The following is a 14,333-nucleotide window of genomic DNA, read 5'->3' on the forward strand; positions in this document are numbered from 1 at the left end:
ATGGCCGCACAGATCCGCGGAAGGTGGCGGTGGCGGGTGGCGGCCGCCCTCCTCGTCCTGGCGAGCCTGGCGGCGGTCGCCGGGTGGCCGGTGTTCGTCCGGCCGCAGGTGGACCCGCTCCGTCGTGCCGACGCCGTCGTGGTCCTCGGCGGGACGCCGTACGAGCGCTTCGACGTCGGGCTCGAGCTGGCCCGGCAGGGGTGGGCTCCGGAGTTGCTGATCGCCGCGTCCACCGGTCTCGACGATCCGCGGATGAACCGCTACTGCCACACCGGCTACCCGTTCCGGGTGTCCTGTTTCGAACCGCACCCGTGGACGACCCGCGGAGAAGCCCAGGAGATCCGCCGCCGTGCCGAGGCGGGCGGCTGGCGGCACATCATCGTCGTCACCTTCACCCCGCATATCTCCCGGGCCCGCTATATCGTCGGCCGCTGCTTCGACGGTGAACTCACCATGGTCGCCAGCCCGAGCCGTACCGACCCCGTGTTCCAGGCCTGGATGTATGTCCGGCAGAGCGCCGGATATCTGAAGGCTTTCACCGAATCCGGCTGCTGAGCCGCGAAGGAGCGAGTGTGATCACCGATTTCGGCCGCAGCGACAGTGCCCAGGCGCGGCTGCACGACCTGGTGCCCGGCGGCGCGCACACCTACGCCCGCGGCGCCGACCAGTACCCCGAACACATGGCACCGGTGCTGGTGCGCGGGCAGGGTTGCCGCGTCACCGATTGCGACGGCAACGAGTTCGTGGAGTACGGGATGGGCCTGCGGTCGGTGACGCTCGGGCACGGCTACCGCCCGGTCGTCGACGCGGTGACGGCCGCCATCGCCGACGGCGTCAGTTTCTCCCGGCCCACGGTCACCGAACTGGCCGCCGCCGAGGATTTCCTGGCGCTGGTGCCCGGCGCGGACATGGTGAAATTCGCCAAGAACGGATCCGACACCACCACCGCCGCGGTGCGGCTGGCGCGCGCGGTGACCGGCCGGGTCGCCGTCGCCGTATGCGCGCAGCCCTTCTTCTCCGTGGACGACTGGTTCATCGGCACGACCGCGATGTCGGCCGGAATCCCACCCCAGCCGACCGTCTCCTTCCCCTACGGTGACCTGCCCGCCCTGGAACAGGTGCTGGCCGGGCGCGAGATCGCCTGCGTGGTCATGGAAGCCGCGACCGCGCTACAGGAACCGCCGCCCGGCTATCTGCCCGGCGTACGAGAACTGTGCGACCGTTACGGAACCCTGCTGGTGTTCGACGAGATGATCACCGGGTTCCGATGGGCGGCCGGCGGCGCGCAGCAGGTGTACGGGGTGGTGCCGGACCTTTCGTGCTGGGGCAAGGCGATGGGGAACGGTTTTCCGATCGCCGCTCTCGCCGGACGCCGGGAATACCTGGAACTCGGCGGTCTGCGGACCGATGCCGCCCGGGTGTTCCTGCTCTCGACCACCCACGGCCCGGAAACCGGTGCGCTGGCCGCCTTCCGGGCCGTCGTCCACGCCTACGCCACCACCGACCCGGTGGGCCGGATAGAGGCCGCCGGGCGGCGACTGCGGGCGGGTGTCGAGGAGATCACCGCCGAACTCGGCCTCGGCGATCGGCTGTGTGTCGCCGGGCGCCCGTCGTGTCTGCTGTTCCGGACGCTCGATCCGGACGGCAATCCGTCCCAGGAATACCGCACGCTCTTCCTGCAGGAACTGCTGCGGCGGGGCGTCCTCGGGCAATCCTTCGTCACCTCCGCCGCACATACCGACCGCGATATCGACCACACGATCGAGGCCTGCCGCCACGCCGCCGCGGTCTACCGGCGGGCCCTCGACCAGGGCACGGTCACCGGTCTGCTCGAAGGCCGCCCGGTGGCCCCCGCGCTCCGCGCCCACGCCGCGCCGCGCCGACTGTTCACGGAGGTCGCCCGGTGACCACGAACGCGGCCACCCCAGCACACCGAGACTCCGGCGGACGCCCCACAACGGCCGGCCGACCGGGCGGCCCCCGGCTGGCGATCGTGCACGAACGGTTCACCGAATACGGCGGATCGGAGGCGGTCGTCGGTGAACTGTGCCGGACGTGGCCGGACGCCAAGGTGTTCGCGCCGATCGTCGACCCCGCCGCCGCCCCGGCGATCGCGCATCCACCGTGGGACACCGTCGCCGGCACCCGGCTGTCGCGCCTCTACGCGCTCACCGGCAAGCGGTCACACGCACCGCTGCTCCCGCTGGTCCCGCGCGCGCTGCGCCGGCTTCCCCTGCGTTCGGACTACGACGCGGTGGTGGTCAGCCATCATGCCTTCGCGACCCAGGCGGTCTTCGCCACCGACGCGCCCGTGATCGCCTACGTCCACAGCCCCGCCCGCTGGGCCTGGGACCCCGCGTTCCGGACGCGCGAGGCCGACGGACCCGCCGGGCGCGCCGCGCTCGCCGCGCTCGGCGTGCTCGCCCGGCGCACCGAAGCCGCCGCGGCGCCCCGGCTCGCGGCGGTGGTCGCCAATTCCCGCGCGGTGGCCGACCGGGTCAGGGACTGGTGGGGCCTGCCCGCCACGGTCGTCTACCCCCCGGTGCACCTGGACCGCTTCGCCGCGGATCCGGCGATACCGCGCGAGAACTTCCTGCTGTTCGCCGGCCGCCTGGTCCCGTACAAACGTCCCGACCTGGCCATCCGTGCCGCCCAGCGGGCCGGTCTGCGCCTGGTCGTGGTCGGCGACGGCCGCTACCGCAGCCGGCTGGAAGCGATGGCCGGTCCGGAAACCACCTTCTTGGGCGCCGCCCCGGACGCGGTCCTGGCCGATATGTACCGCCGCTGCCGCGCCCTGCTCATGCCCGGGGTGGAGGATTTCGGAATCGTGCCGGTGGAGGCGATGGCCTGCGGGGCGCCCGTCCTCGCGGTGGGAGCGGGCGGCGCCCTGGATACCGTGCTCCCCGGGCGCACCGGCGCACATATCGCGAGCGGATCCGACGAGGAAGTGATCGACGGATTCGCGGCCGCCCTGCGCGACTCGTCCACCACCGACCTGGCCCCGGCCCGGATCCGCTCCCACGCGGAATCGTTCGCTCCCCCGGTGTTCCGGGCCCGTATGGCGGACACCGTCGGGCGAGTACTCCGAACGCCGCCCACCACTGCGGTGGCGCCGGACGGCCACAGCTCCGGCCGCCTGTCGGGCGCTACTCGGCGACTCGATCACGAAACGGCGCGTACCGATCCCGGGGACGCCCCTGGATCTCCCGTGTCTCCGCGACCGAATCGTTGACGATCGCGAAACTGGTGAAGGTTGGACCGGTTCTCGGTGCCGCGCCGGCAGCCGAGCGCGACCGCGCCAGTGGTCCTCCCCCGGATCGAGCGGATGCACCGGGACAACAAGTGGTCGGCTCGGCGGACCGCGTTCGAACTCGAAGCCGCCGGGGTGGACATCGCGGTGCGAACGGTGACCAGGCAGTTGGCGCATCTCGGGCTGAATCGCCGCAGGTTCATCGACTCCTGTGGTGACAGCAACCGGGCACCACGCCGTATTCGTGGCCCGCTGGCCAGGACATATGGTGCACGTCGATGGGAAGAAGGTCGGCCGGATCCCCGACGGTGGTGGCTGGCGTGTTCACGGCGCGGGCTCCGAGCAGGCCAAGATTGTCGCCCGCGCCGAGAAACGTGGCGCCCGTACGGGTTATGTCTTCCTGTATTCCGCGGTTGATGGCTTCTCCCGGCCGGCCTACACCGAAGCTCTCGAGGACGAGAAAATGTCCACCGCTGTAGGTTTCGTGCACTGAGCGAGCGCTCCGATTCAGCGATAAGCCGCATAACAGACGAGACGGCCCCCTTGTCCGGGAGCATCGCATCCCGCCGGCCCGCCCAACTCGCCGATCCGTGACCGCTGTTGACGGCAGCTTCCGCGGACCGGACAGCGCGTAACAACAGGTTTACTCCGAGCCCCTTGTCGCGCAACCCGCCCGCATCGCACCCTACGACCATGCACCACACTCCCGAACACCACGAGCGCCTCTTCCCCGCCGCGGCCGCACACTACCGACCGGTTTCGGGGAACAGATCCGCCGCCTGCTGCCGACCTCGCCGCAACTCACCGCCGGCCGCGACAGCGACTCGGACACCGGCTCCCGCCCGCCATACGTGTTCCACATCACCACCTCCAAACACTAACGAAAACCATTATCATTAGCGTACGATGCTGGACATGCTGATCGTGCGGACCCGAAAGCTCTCGGCCGCAACACTTCTGGTCTCCTTTGCCGGTTTCCGCCCACCTCGGCGGCCTACCAGGGCTTCTCCCCGGCGCTCGACGACGAGGGATCCGGCGCTACCGGAGACGACCCGCGCCCTCGGGCGCGCGCCCCCGGTAGCCCCACCCGGCGTCATCGCTGTGAGCGCGTCTCCGTGGTACCGGCCCCGGCTCCCGACTCGGGTATGCCGTCGCTGTACCGCGTTCGGACGACCGCCCCGCGCGCCGGCCCCCGCCTCGTCGAACCACACGACATCGGAGTTCCATGAGCAACGCCCTGCACATCCTGACCCGGACCGATCTGGCCGATATCGATATCACCCCGGACGAGGTGATCGAACTCGTCGAGGAGGGATATTCGGCCTTCGCCCGCGGTGAATCACGCTGTCCGGTCAAACTCATGATGTCGCTACCGGATACCGCACGCGACGCCGTCTCCTATTCCATGCTCGGCTACGACGGTTCGCTCGAGCATCTCGGCTTCAAGACCTCCTACCGCCAGGGCAGCACCAGCGCGGAGAAGTACTACACGACCATCAGCCTGTACGACGACACCACAGGTCTGCCGTTCGCGCTCATGGACTGCCAGCGCGTCGGTGCCGCCCGCACGCCGGCCACCACCGCGATCACCGCGAAGCACGCCGCCCGCGAGGGCGCCACGAGCGCCCTCATGATCGGCACCGGGATCCAGGGCCGCAACACACTCCCATACCTGCTCACCGCCCTGCCCGGTCTCGAGCGGCTGTGCCTCTACGGCACCCATCCCGAGGGCATCGCCGAGAGCCGGGCGGCGCTGCGACGCTGGTTCCCGGACCGGGAACTCGAACTCGTCGACGAGGTACCCGCGGCGGTCGCCGCATCCGACATCGTGGTGGTGGCTTCCGGACGCGCCGCGCACCCGAAGGTGCGGACCGAGTGGCTGCGTCCGGGTGGCCTGCTGATCTCGGTGGCCAGCAAGGGCGTCGAGAGCGGCGCCCTGCGTGCCGCGGACTACACGATCGCGACCAGCACCGGCCAGCTGGGCGTCACCGGGACCCGTCTGGCGGGTGCGGACGGCGAACCGGTCATCGATGCCGAACTTCCCGAGATCGTGGCGGGCCGGGCCCCGGGCCGGCGGGACGCGGACGACCGGGTGTTCGCTTTCTCCAGCGGGATGATCATCACCGATATCCCGGTGGCGCACGCCCTGGCGACCCGGGCGGTAGCGGCCGGCCGTGGACAGCAGGTGCGATTGTGGACCTGACCGCGACGGCCACCCTACCCACCCTGCCCGCGATCGAACCCGGCTGGCAACGTGCCCTGCGGACCGACCCGCGGCCGCTCTTCGATATCCACCACGCGACCGGCGGACCGTTCCATGTGGTCCATCCCCCGCGTTTCGCCGCCAACCTGCGCGGGTTCCATGACGTACTGACCCGGCACGCGGTGCGCGGCCGGGTGTACTACGGCAAGAAGGCCAACAAGGCCGGATGCTGGCTCACCGTCGCTGCCGACCTCGACGCCGGAGTCGATGTCGCCTCCGAACCGGAACTCGTCCACGCGCTGGCCCACGGCGTGCGCGGGCACGATATCGGCGTGACGGGTGCGGCGAAAACCGACGCGCTGCTGCGGTTGGCGGCCCGTCACGGCTGCCTGGTCGCCATCGACGCCCTCGACGAACTCGAGCGCGCCGCCGAAATCGCCCGCGCGGCGGGCCGGCTGCGGATCCTCTTGCGGCGATTGCCGCCGGGCGCACCGCAGAGCCGCTTCGGGTTGTCGGATCCCGATCTCGAGCGTGCCCTCGGTCGTTGCGTGGAACTGCGGGAACACCTCGAGTTCGCCGGGTTCTCGTTCCATCTCGACGGGTACGCGGTCGCGCCGCGCGCGGAGCTGGCCCACGACATGATCGAGTGGTGCGCCCGGGCGCGAGCGCGGGGACTCCCGGCCACCGCGATATCGATCGGTGGTGGGTTCGCCTGCCGCTATCTGCGGGACGAGGATTGGGCCGCCTTCAACCGCGACCGGCGCGACGACTGGTTCCACGCGGGCAGACAGTTCGAGAAGTTCTATCCGTACGCGCAGCGGCCCACCGGTGCGGCCATGCTCGACGCCGTCCTGACCGCGCGGTCCCGGGGCCGCAGCCTGGCCGAGCGGTTACGGGCCGCCGATATCGCGCTGCTGCTGGAACCCGGCCGCGCGCTGCTCATCGACGCGGGTTTCACGGTGTTCCCGGTCCTCGGTTTCAAACAGCACGCCGATTACGGCATCACCACCGCGCACGGGCTGAGCATGAGCGTCTCGGAGCAGTGGAAGGGTAGCGAGTTCCTGCCCGATCCGATCCTGATCCCACGCACCGCAGATCCGGAAGCCCGGCCGGTGGCCTCCTGTGTGGGCGGGGCCAGCTGTATGGAATACGACGTGCTCACCTGGCGCAAGGTGATCCTCCCCCAGCAGCCGCGCGCCGGCGATCTGTTGTTGTACCCGAACACCGCCGGCTACCAGATGGACAAGAACGAAAGCGAATTCCACCAGCTTCCGCTGCCGCCGAAGATCGTGGTGACCGAAGCGGAGGATTGCTGGCTGTGGAGACTGGACCGATGACCGCCGCGCTGCCGCTCGGGGGCGAGAACGTCGTGCGCCGTGCTTCCGACCTGATCGGCGCCACTCCCCTGTTCGAACTGGTGCGTACCGGGTCCGGCAGCAGACTGCTGCTCAAACTCGAACAGTTCAACCCGACCGGTTCGGCCAAGGTGCGGATGGCCCGGCAGATGGTCCTGGCGGCCGAGCGCTGCGGAGAACTCGCCCCCGGCGGCCATATCGTGGAACCCACGTCCGGCAATACCGGCACCGGCCTGGCGCTCATCGCCCTCGAACGCGGCTACGCCTTCACCGCGGTGGTCGACGGTCACGCCGCGACGGACAAACTCCGGGCCATGCGCGCCATGGGCGCGCGGCTGGTGATGGTCGACAGCGACGGCAGCGCGGGGCCCAGCAGCGTGCGCCGACGGCATATCGCCGCCGAGATCGCCGCCGCCACCGGCGCCTACCGGCCCGACCAGCACAACAACCCGCACAACAACGCCGGCTACCGGGAATTGGCCGGCGAGCTGCGCAAAGATCTGGCGACCGATATCGACTACCTGGTCGGCGCGGTGGGCACCGGCGGATCGCTGTGCGGCACCGTGGAGGAGCTGCGCCGGCTGGGTTCGCGGGTGTACGCGATCGGCGTGGAGCCGGTGGGTTCCATCATCTTCGGCGGCGAGCCGGGCGCCTACCGGCAGACCGGGGCGGGCAGTCCGGCCGGTTTCCCGGTGGGCGGGAATATGCGCTACGACCTGATCGACGAAGACTGCCGTGTCGGCGATATCGACGCCTTCGCCACGGCCCGGGTGGTGGCGCGCCGCACCGGCATCCTGATCGGCGGCACGGCCGGTGCGGCCGTCCACGTGGCATTGCGCCGGTTGGTCCGGCTGCCACCGGGCAGCACCGTGGTGGTGCTGGTGTGCGACGCCGGCGAGAAGTATCTCGACACCGTGTACGACGAGGACTGGTTGACCGCGCGCGGCCTCTACGACCGGGCCGCCCAGCAGCGGATCGCCCGGCTCTGCCGCGCCTACGACGAGTCGGTGCGACTCGCGGCCCTCGATTCCCGGCGACAGGGAGCGTGAGCATCCGATGACATTTCGATGGCAGCCCTATCGGGCGATCCTGGCGCTCGCCGCCCCGATCGCCGGTATCCAGCTGGCCCAGGTCGCGCTCACCACTGTCGATCTGGCGATGATGGGATTTCTCGGCGTCGCGGCCGTCGCGGCGGGCGGGCTGGCGCTGTTGCTGTACAACCAGGTGCGCACCATGTGCGTCGGTATGGTCACCGGCGTCGGGAACCTGATCGCGGCAGCGGCCGGAAGGGGCGAGAAGCGCACCGGCACCGGCGAACTCGACGAGGCGGCGCGCACCGAGATCCACCGATACCTGCGCGCCGCGCTGCTCGTCGCCACCGTGTCCGCGGTGGCCGGCGCGTGCGTGCTGGTCGCGCTCGGTGACGCCCTGCGCTGGATGGGGCAGGACACCGCGGTGCTCGAACTGGCCCGCCCGATCATCTGGACACTCGCGCCCGGGTTGGTGCCGATGCTGTGGCTGAACGTCCTGCGGCAGTTCGCGGTGGGGATGCGCCGGGCGGGTTCGCTGCTGCGGGTCACGCTGTGGTCGGTCGGGGTCAACGCCGTACTGGACGCGCTGTTCGTCTTCGGCTGGTTCGGCCTGCCGAAACTGGGACTCGCGGGGATCGGGCTGGCCACCACCCTGGTCCAGTGCTGGACGTGCGCCGTCTATCTCCGCAGCGTCCGGCGTGATCCGGTGCTCGGTGGGCTGCTGTCGCTGCGCGCCTGGCGGGCCGACCGGGCCACCGTGGTGCGTATCGTGCGCATGGGGACACCGATCGCGCTGACCTACGGCGCGGAGGCGGCGATCACGTCGATCGCCACCGTCCTGATGGGCGGATTCGGTGCGGTCGCGCTGGCCGCGAGCAATATCGTGAACCAACTCGCCTATATCGTCTACCAGGTCAATATCGGTGTGTCGCAGGGGTCGTCAATCCTGGTGAGCCGCACCGTGGGCCAGGGCGACCGGGACGCGGTGGCCGCCATCGCGCGCCGGACGTTCACCATCGGTCTCACCTTCATGACGGCGGTCGGCCTGCTCTACGTGCTGGCGCCGCATCTGGTGCTCGCCCCGTTCCTCGGCGCGCACCGCGCGGACCCCGCGGTGATCGCGGCCGCGTCCACTCTGCTGTGGTTCGCCATCGTCCAGCAGTACTGCAAGGGTTCCCAGAATCTGTGTATCGGCCTGCTGCGCGGGATCGGGAACACGAAGGCCGGTATGCAGAGCACCCTCATCGGATACTTCGCCCTCGGCGTACCCGCGATGGCGGTGTTCGGGATCGCGCTCGGCTGGGACGGTCCCGGTGTCTGGCTCGGCCTGTGCGTGGGCTTCGGGGCGACGGCGCTCCTGGTCCAGCGCAAATTCCGGCGCGAACTCCGGGACAGCGTGCCGGGCGGGCACCTGGCCGCCCGGACCTGACCGGGTTCCCCGGCGACACCGGACAGTCGTCGCGCGCCCCGGCCCGGGGCACCGACCCCACGGGTACCCCGGCGTTTCCCCACGTCGGGTACTAGGGCATCGCCCGTACGAAACGATCGAGCAATCGCGCGCGTCCGCTGCGCTCTCCCGCGGTCCAGCCGGTCATGGCGGTCGCGAAGGCGGCCCGGCGGCGGGTGCGGGACCGCTCGAGGACCTTCCGTCCACGCTCGGTGAGACCCAGAACCGAACGCCGACCGTCGGCCCGGCCGGCGACGCGGCACTGACCGACGCTCTCCGTCCGTTCTGGGAGGTCGAGAAGGACGATCCCGCGAGGTGGTGGCCGCGCTCACCGAGCGCGGCTGGGTCGGCCTGGACGGGGACGGGCGGTACATCCTCACCGAAGCCGGACGGACCGCCCGGGCGAGAACCGCCGATTCCGTGGGCCGGATCCGTGACCTCGCCGCCACCGGTGTGAGCGACCGGGAGTTCACGCAGATGATGGACGTCATGGCGCGCATCATCGGCAACCTCGAACGGGCCACCGCCTGAACTCGCGCGTGGTAGGACGTGCCGCGTTTCGCGGCGCTTCCGCCCGCCGGCGAGATCTTCGCGGCCGACCGGTACACCGCGACACCCCACACCGCCCGGCCGCACCCGGGAAACCACCGCCGGGCAAACCGCGGGCGACAGCGTGTCGGGGCGAATCGATAGTCTGCCGGGATGGTCAGACCGGATCCGGCACTGCGGCGTCTGCTGCGCGAAACAGGAAAGTTGCTACAGCCGTATGGTTTTCACGGCACCGACGCGCCCTGGGTGCGGGTCGAGCCGGACGGTATCGCGTCCGTCGGCCGCACCCGGGTGTCGCGGACCTGGGCCGACGGTCAACAGGTGCTCCGATTCGGTCTGCATCTCGACGCCACGCCGCGGGCCTGGTGGGAATTCGGCAACTGGCGCAACGAACGGCTGGGTCTGGCCCCGGTCCCGCTGGAGGAGGCCACCGGCCCGGACCTGATCGACGACCACGGCCTGCCCGAGAATCTCACCCGGCCGTGGTCGCTGCGGGTCGACCCGGAGCAACCGGGCGGGCACGCACTACAGACCGATCTCGACACCATCCGCGCCGAACTCCCCCGCCGGGTCCACGCCTACGCGCGCCGGGCGATCCAGCTCGCCGACCCGGACCGCTATCTGACCGAACTCCAGGCGCAACCCGGTGACCGGATCGGGACCCGGGAGGCGATCGTCGTCCTGCTCGCCGACCGTGGGCCCGGACCCGAACTCGACGTGGCGATCCACCGGCTGCGGACCTGTTTCGCCGACCGCCGGGCGTCGGAGTTCGCCGAGGAGGTCATCACCTACGCGCAGACCCGGGCCGCCACCGTCGTCTGAGCGGTGGCCACCCCGGTCGTCAGCGGCGGAGGAGTCGGCGCACCCGGGCGCGGGCCCGGGCCGCGCGTGATTCGGTGTCGGGGGTCTCCACCGCCTGCTCGGCGGCCACGGCCTGCGCGAACCGGGCATGCAACTGCTCGCGGACCTCGTCCGGAGTGTAGGCGCGCCGACGGCGCTCGGCGCGCACCACCACCACACCGGTGGCCACCACACCGGCCGCTCCCGCCAAACCCAATACCTTCCACCACCTCATAACGCATAGGCTACGTCCATGGCGGGTGCGGATCTCGATCTCGACCGGGCTGTCGAGATCACCAGGACAGGCGATATCTGGTTGTTCCGTGGACATTCCACGGCCGACCGGATGATCCGGATGACGACGAACAGTCCGGTCAACCACGTGGGGATGTCGGTGGTGATCGACGATCTCCCCGCGCTGATCTGGCACGCCGAACTCGGCCGGTCCCTACCGGATATGTGGTCGGGCACCGCGCACCGCGGTGCTCAACTGCACAACCTGCGCGACGCGGTGTCGACGTGGGCGAATCGCTACGGTCAGCAGGCGTGGCTGCGTCAGCTCGAGCCGCCCGCCACCCGGGAGATGGAAGACGGCGTGCTGCGCACGGTGGCGCGACTCGACGGCACCCCGTTCCCGTCCACCGCGGCGCTGGCCGGACGCTGGTTCCGCGGCCGGATCCGGCTGCCGCGCCGCCGTTCCCGACCGCCCGCCGCCCGCGAGGTGGAGAACGCCTACTGCGCGGAGATCGTGGCGGCCACCTACCAGGCGATGGGTCTGCTCCCGGAAACCCGCAGCCCGGACTGGTACGACCCCGGCCGATTCTGGAGCGGGGATCGACTGCGGCTCAGTGGCGGCCGCACGCTCAGCGGCGAGATCGCCGTCCACGCCCCGCCCGAGCCGGCGAACTGATCGCCGGCCGGGGACAGCCACGGCCGCATACCGTGCTGCCCGGGCTCAGCCGGCGGCGCGCTGATACGCCTCCAGCACGACACCGGGGATACGACCGCGGTCGGGTACCTCGTGCCCGTTGCGCCGCGCCCATTCCCGCACCGCTTTCGCCGATTGCGGGCGGTCCGGTGTCTGTCCTTTCACCCGGCGCGGTTTGCCGACCCGGCGGGCGAACGGCACCCATTTGTCCAGTGCCGCGCGGAATTCCCGCGCGTTCTCCTCGGAGAGGTCGATTTCGTACAGCGAACCGTCGACTCCGAACGACACCGTCTCCGCTGCGACGGAATCCCCGTCCAGGTCATCGACCATCGTGACTACTACCCTGCGCGCCACACCCACGTCCCTTCACTCACTACCACCACCGGCCGACCCGGCACGCGACACCGTACTGGTACCACCCTGGAATACCGCCTCAGAAACGCTGAGAAACCAATGAGAAAGAGCCACTTGGACTCTCGTCCGATTTCGCGGGGGGACCGTCGCGGGTCCGGGCGGGTGTCCCCGCCGCCCCGGAAAAGCTTCCGCAGCGCCGGCGCCCGGGCCCGCGCCGACCGGCCGACGGCGGGCGCCACCTGGGCAAACAGCGTCGGCGGGGACGCGCCGCCGGGGCGGTGCGCCGCACCGATCAGCTCATCGGCGTATCACCGGAGCCCGGTGACGGGGGTTCCCGCAGAAATCGGAGCATACGCTCGGCGGCCTCGCGCGCACTGTGCCCGTCCCATACGGCGGGCACCCGCCGTTCCGGGATTCGGAACAGCCCCCAGTGCCGCATCCGGTAGTGATTGGCGATCTGCCCGGTCGGCAATGTCGCGTAGACGACGAACCAGCCGCCGCCGAAACACAGTTCACCGTCGCTGTGCCGGATACTCTTGTGCACGTCGTATCGGTCGCCGCGCGCCCATTCGTTGAACACGAGCGCGTTGTACAACATCCGGTAGTGGTACAGCTCGGCAAACGTGTGGACGCCGTCGCTGATGTTCTCGTCCGCCTCGCCGGGCACGCCGCCTCCAGGTCGCTCGCTGTGGTGGTGTTCGGCCGAATACCCGATCCGGATACCATTCGACGCGATGCACATCGACTCGATGCTCGATTCGCTGGACGGATTGTCCGTGGGGGATGCACTGGGGCAGCAGTTCCCCGTCATGCGCCGGTCCCTCGACGACCTGCGAGCAGGTGCGCTGCCCACCGAGCAGCAGTGGGCCTGGACCGACGACACCGAAATGGCCTGCAGTGTGGTCGCCGAACTCCTGCGCAACGGCGCGATCGACCAGGATCGGCTCGCCGCCGCCTTCGCGCGCCGGTTCCGGCCGCACCGCGACTACGGATTCAACACGGTCGGCGTGCTGCGCCGGATCGGCGCCGGTGCGCACTGGCGGGACGCGGCCGGGGAGTTGTTCAAGAACCAGGGCTCGCGCGGTAACGGCGCGGCCATGCGCGTCGCCCCGTTGGGTGCCTGCTTCGCCGGGGATCCCGCACGGATCGTCACCGAGGCCGCCCGGTCCGCAGAGATCACCCATACCCATCCGGAGGGTATCGCCGGCGCGGTGGCGGTGGCGCTCGCCGCCGGACTGGCCGCCCACTCGCGACGCACCGGCATCCGGCCCGCCCCGGCGGAATTCGTCGGCGCCGTCGTCGACCGACTGGCCGACAGCGAGACGACCCGCCTGATCCGCCGGGCCGGGTCCATGACGAACGTCTCCGCGGCGGAAGCCGCGCACGAGCTCGGCAACGGCGCGCTGGTCACCGCGCAGAACACCGTCCCGTTCACGATATGGGTGGCGGCGACCACGCTCGCCGACTACCCGGCCGCGGTCACCACCTGTATCGAGGCGGACGGCGATATCGACACCACCAGCGCCATCACCGGCGGAATCGTCGCCGCACACACGGGCACCGGCACCGGCCGGGCCGGCGCCGTGCCGGGGCCGTGGCTCACCGCCCGGGAACCGCTGCCCCACTGGTTCGACCCGGATCGCCGACCGCCCCGGCCGAAGGTGTTCGACCGCCTCCGCCGCCGGCTGTCCGGCAGCGCGTGACGGCCGGGCCCGCGCGCATTCGTCGACCGGTGCCGCGGGTGCTCGGCGGCTCGGGACCGCGGGCCGCTGCAGGCCGCGATTTCAGTGGATATGGTCCTGCCAGTCCGCCGGGACCCGCTCCCGCGGTCCGGGCACCGTCTGCGAACCCGGATGATCCCGCGGCGGAGCGAGTTCCGGCCCGGCGCCGTACATCTCACCGGACCGGTAGTCCCAGAACCAGTCCTCCCCCGGTTCGTAACTCTGCACGAAGGGATGCCCGGTCGCCTGGAAATGCGCGGTGGCGTGCTGGGCCGGAGACGAATCACAGCAGCCGACGTGCCCGCACTGGGCACACCGCCGCAGATGCACCCACCAGCCCCGCGCCTGTTCGCATTCGACACATCCCGGGCCGCTGGGCGGCACGGCCGGGTCGATGCCCTCGATGGCCTGAGACATCATGTACCTCCGCATATGCCGATGTGGACGAGTGCCGCGCCACACGCGGCGCGGGCCGGTAGCGGGAATCCCGACGCCGATCCGGCCGCATCAGAACCCTACCGCGTCCGCCCGCCCGATCGACCCACCCGCGCACCGCGCGCGACCGGTACCGGCCCGGGCCGGCGCCGGTTCCGCCGGAGCGGGCGGCTGTCGCCGCCGCCGGCCGAGCAGCCGGGCGTCCGATCCGGCGAGATGG

General features: G+C 70.8%; 14 protein-coding genes and 2 pseudogenes. 12 read left to right on the forward strand and 4 right to left on the reverse strand.

Going from position 1 to position 14,333, the window contains the following annotated elements; all coding sequences use genetic code 11:
* The 10 genes and pseudogenes from ABZV91_RS05945 to ABZV91_RS05990 all read left to right on the forward strand — a co-directional run bounded on the left by ABZV91_RS05945 (position 1) and on the right by ABZV91_RS05990 (position 10,657).
* The gene (locus ABZV91_RS05945; RefSeq protein WP_355236060.1) at positions 1–555 is read left to right on the forward strand and encodes a YdcF family protein; all 555 of its coding nucleotides are present in this window, start codon (positions 1–3) and stop codon (positions 553–555) included.
* Between the two features lie 20 nt (positions 556–575).
* A complete protein-coding gene (locus tag ABZV91_RS05950; RefSeq protein WP_355236209.1) occupies positions 576–1,907 on the forward strand; it encodes a glutamate-1-semialdehyde 2,1-aminomutase in 1,332 nt (443 codons plus the stop codon).
* Positions 1,908–1,984: 77 nt separating this feature from the next.
* Positions 1,985–3,073, forward strand: a pseudogene (locus ABZV91_RS05955) (glycosyltransferase); the annotation flags it as partial.
* A 180-nt stretch (positions 3,074–3,253) separates the two neighbouring features.
* Positions 3,254–3,740: pseudogene (locus tag ABZV91_RS05960) on the forward strand (IS481 family transposase); the annotation flags it as partial.
* Between the two features lie 735 nt (positions 3,741–4,475).
* Entirely contained in the window at positions 4,476–5,453 is a 978-nt protein-coding gene (locus tag ABZV91_RS05965) for an ornithine cyclodeaminase (protein WP_355236063.1), read from the forward strand.
* Positions 5,444–6,790, forward strand: coding sequence for a Y4yA family PLP-dependent enzyme (locus ABZV91_RS05970; protein WP_355236066.1), 1,347 nt, complete (start codon positions 5,444–5,446; stop codon positions 6,788–6,790). Before ABZV91_RS05965 ends, ABZV91_RS05970 begins: the two co-directional genes overlap by 10 nt.
* A complete protein-coding gene (locus ABZV91_RS05975) occupies positions 6,787–7,857 on the forward strand; it encodes a cysteine synthase family protein (protein WP_355236069.1) in 1,071 nt (356 codons plus the stop codon). Before ABZV91_RS05970 ends, ABZV91_RS05975 begins: the two co-directional genes overlap by 4 nt.
* Positions 7,858–7,864: 7 nt before the next feature.
* Entirely contained in the window at positions 7,865–9,268 is a 1,404-nt protein-coding gene (locus ABZV91_RS05980) for an MATE family efflux transporter (RefSeq protein WP_355236072.1), read from the forward strand.
* A 336-nt stretch (positions 9,269–9,604) separates the two neighbouring features.
* Positions 9,605–9,817: a hypothetical protein gene (locus ABZV91_RS05985; RefSeq protein WP_355236075.1), complete on the forward strand. Its 213-nt coding sequence runs from the start codon at positions 9,605–9,607 to the stop codon at positions 9,815–9,817.
* A 171-nt stretch (positions 9,818–9,988) separates the two neighbouring features.
* Positions 9,989–10,657, forward strand: a complete 669-nt coding sequence (locus ABZV91_RS05990) for a hypothetical protein (protein ID WP_355236078.1) — start codon at positions 9,989–9,991, stop codon at positions 10,655–10,657.
* Positions 10,658–10,676: 19 nt separating this feature from the next.
* Here the strand turns inward: ABZV91_RS05990 and ABZV91_RS05995 are convergent, their stop codons facing one another.
* The gene (locus ABZV91_RS05995; RefSeq protein ID WP_355236081.1) at positions 10,677–10,910 is read right to left on the reverse strand and encodes a hypothetical protein; all 234 of its coding nucleotides are present in this window, start codon (positions 10,908–10,910) and stop codon (positions 10,677–10,679) included.
* 18 nt (positions 10,911–10,928) lie between these two features.
* On the opposite strand from ABZV91_RS05995, the gene ABZV91_RS06000 reads away from it, so the two are divergent.
* Positions 10,929–11,585 carry a hypothetical protein gene (locus ABZV91_RS06000; protein ID WP_355236084.1) on the forward strand — a complete coding sequence of 219 codons (657 nt, stop codon included), beginning with the start codon at positions 10,929–10,931 and terminating at the stop codon, positions 11,583–11,585.
* A 45-nt stretch (positions 11,586–11,630) separates the two neighbouring features.
* Here ABZV91_RS06000 and ABZV91_RS06005 read toward each other — a convergent pair whose 3' ends face one another.
* Both ABZV91_RS06005 and ABZV91_RS06010 read right to left on the reverse strand, forming a co-directional pair.
* Positions 11,631–11,957: an Lsr2 family protein gene (locus ABZV91_RS06005; RefSeq protein ID WP_355236087.1), complete on the reverse strand. Its 327-nt coding sequence runs from the start codon at positions 11,955–11,957 to the stop codon at positions 11,631–11,633.
* A 292-nt stretch (positions 11,958–12,249) separates the two neighbouring features.
* Positions 12,250–12,624 carry a hypothetical protein gene (locus ABZV91_RS06010; protein ID WP_355236090.1) on the reverse strand — a complete coding sequence of 125 codons (375 nt, stop codon included), beginning with the start codon at positions 12,622–12,624 and terminating at the stop codon, positions 12,250–12,252.
* Positions 12,625–12,691: 67 nt separating this feature from the next.
* Between ABZV91_RS06010 and ABZV91_RS06015 the strand changes: the two genes are divergently transcribed.
* Positions 12,692–13,660, forward strand: a complete 969-nt coding sequence (locus tag ABZV91_RS06015) for an ADP-ribosylglycohydrolase family protein (RefSeq protein WP_355236093.1) — start codon at positions 12,692–12,694, stop codon at positions 13,658–13,660.
* A gap of 81 nt (positions 13,661–13,741) precedes the next feature.
* Here ABZV91_RS06015 and ABZV91_RS06020 read toward each other — a convergent pair whose 3' ends face one another.
* Complete coding sequence (locus ABZV91_RS06020) at positions 13,742–14,095, reverse strand: UBP-type zinc finger domain-containing protein (protein ID WP_355236212.1); 354 nt, start codon at positions 14,093–14,095, stop codon at positions 13,742–13,744.
* Between the last annotated feature and the right edge of the window lie 238 nt (positions 14,096–14,333).

The sequence above is a fragment of the Nocardia sp. NPDC004568 genome (genome assembly GCF_040609955.1).
Taxonomy (GTDB): domain Bacteria; phylum Actinomycetota; class Actinomycetes; order Mycobacteriales; family Mycobacteriaceae; genus Nocardia.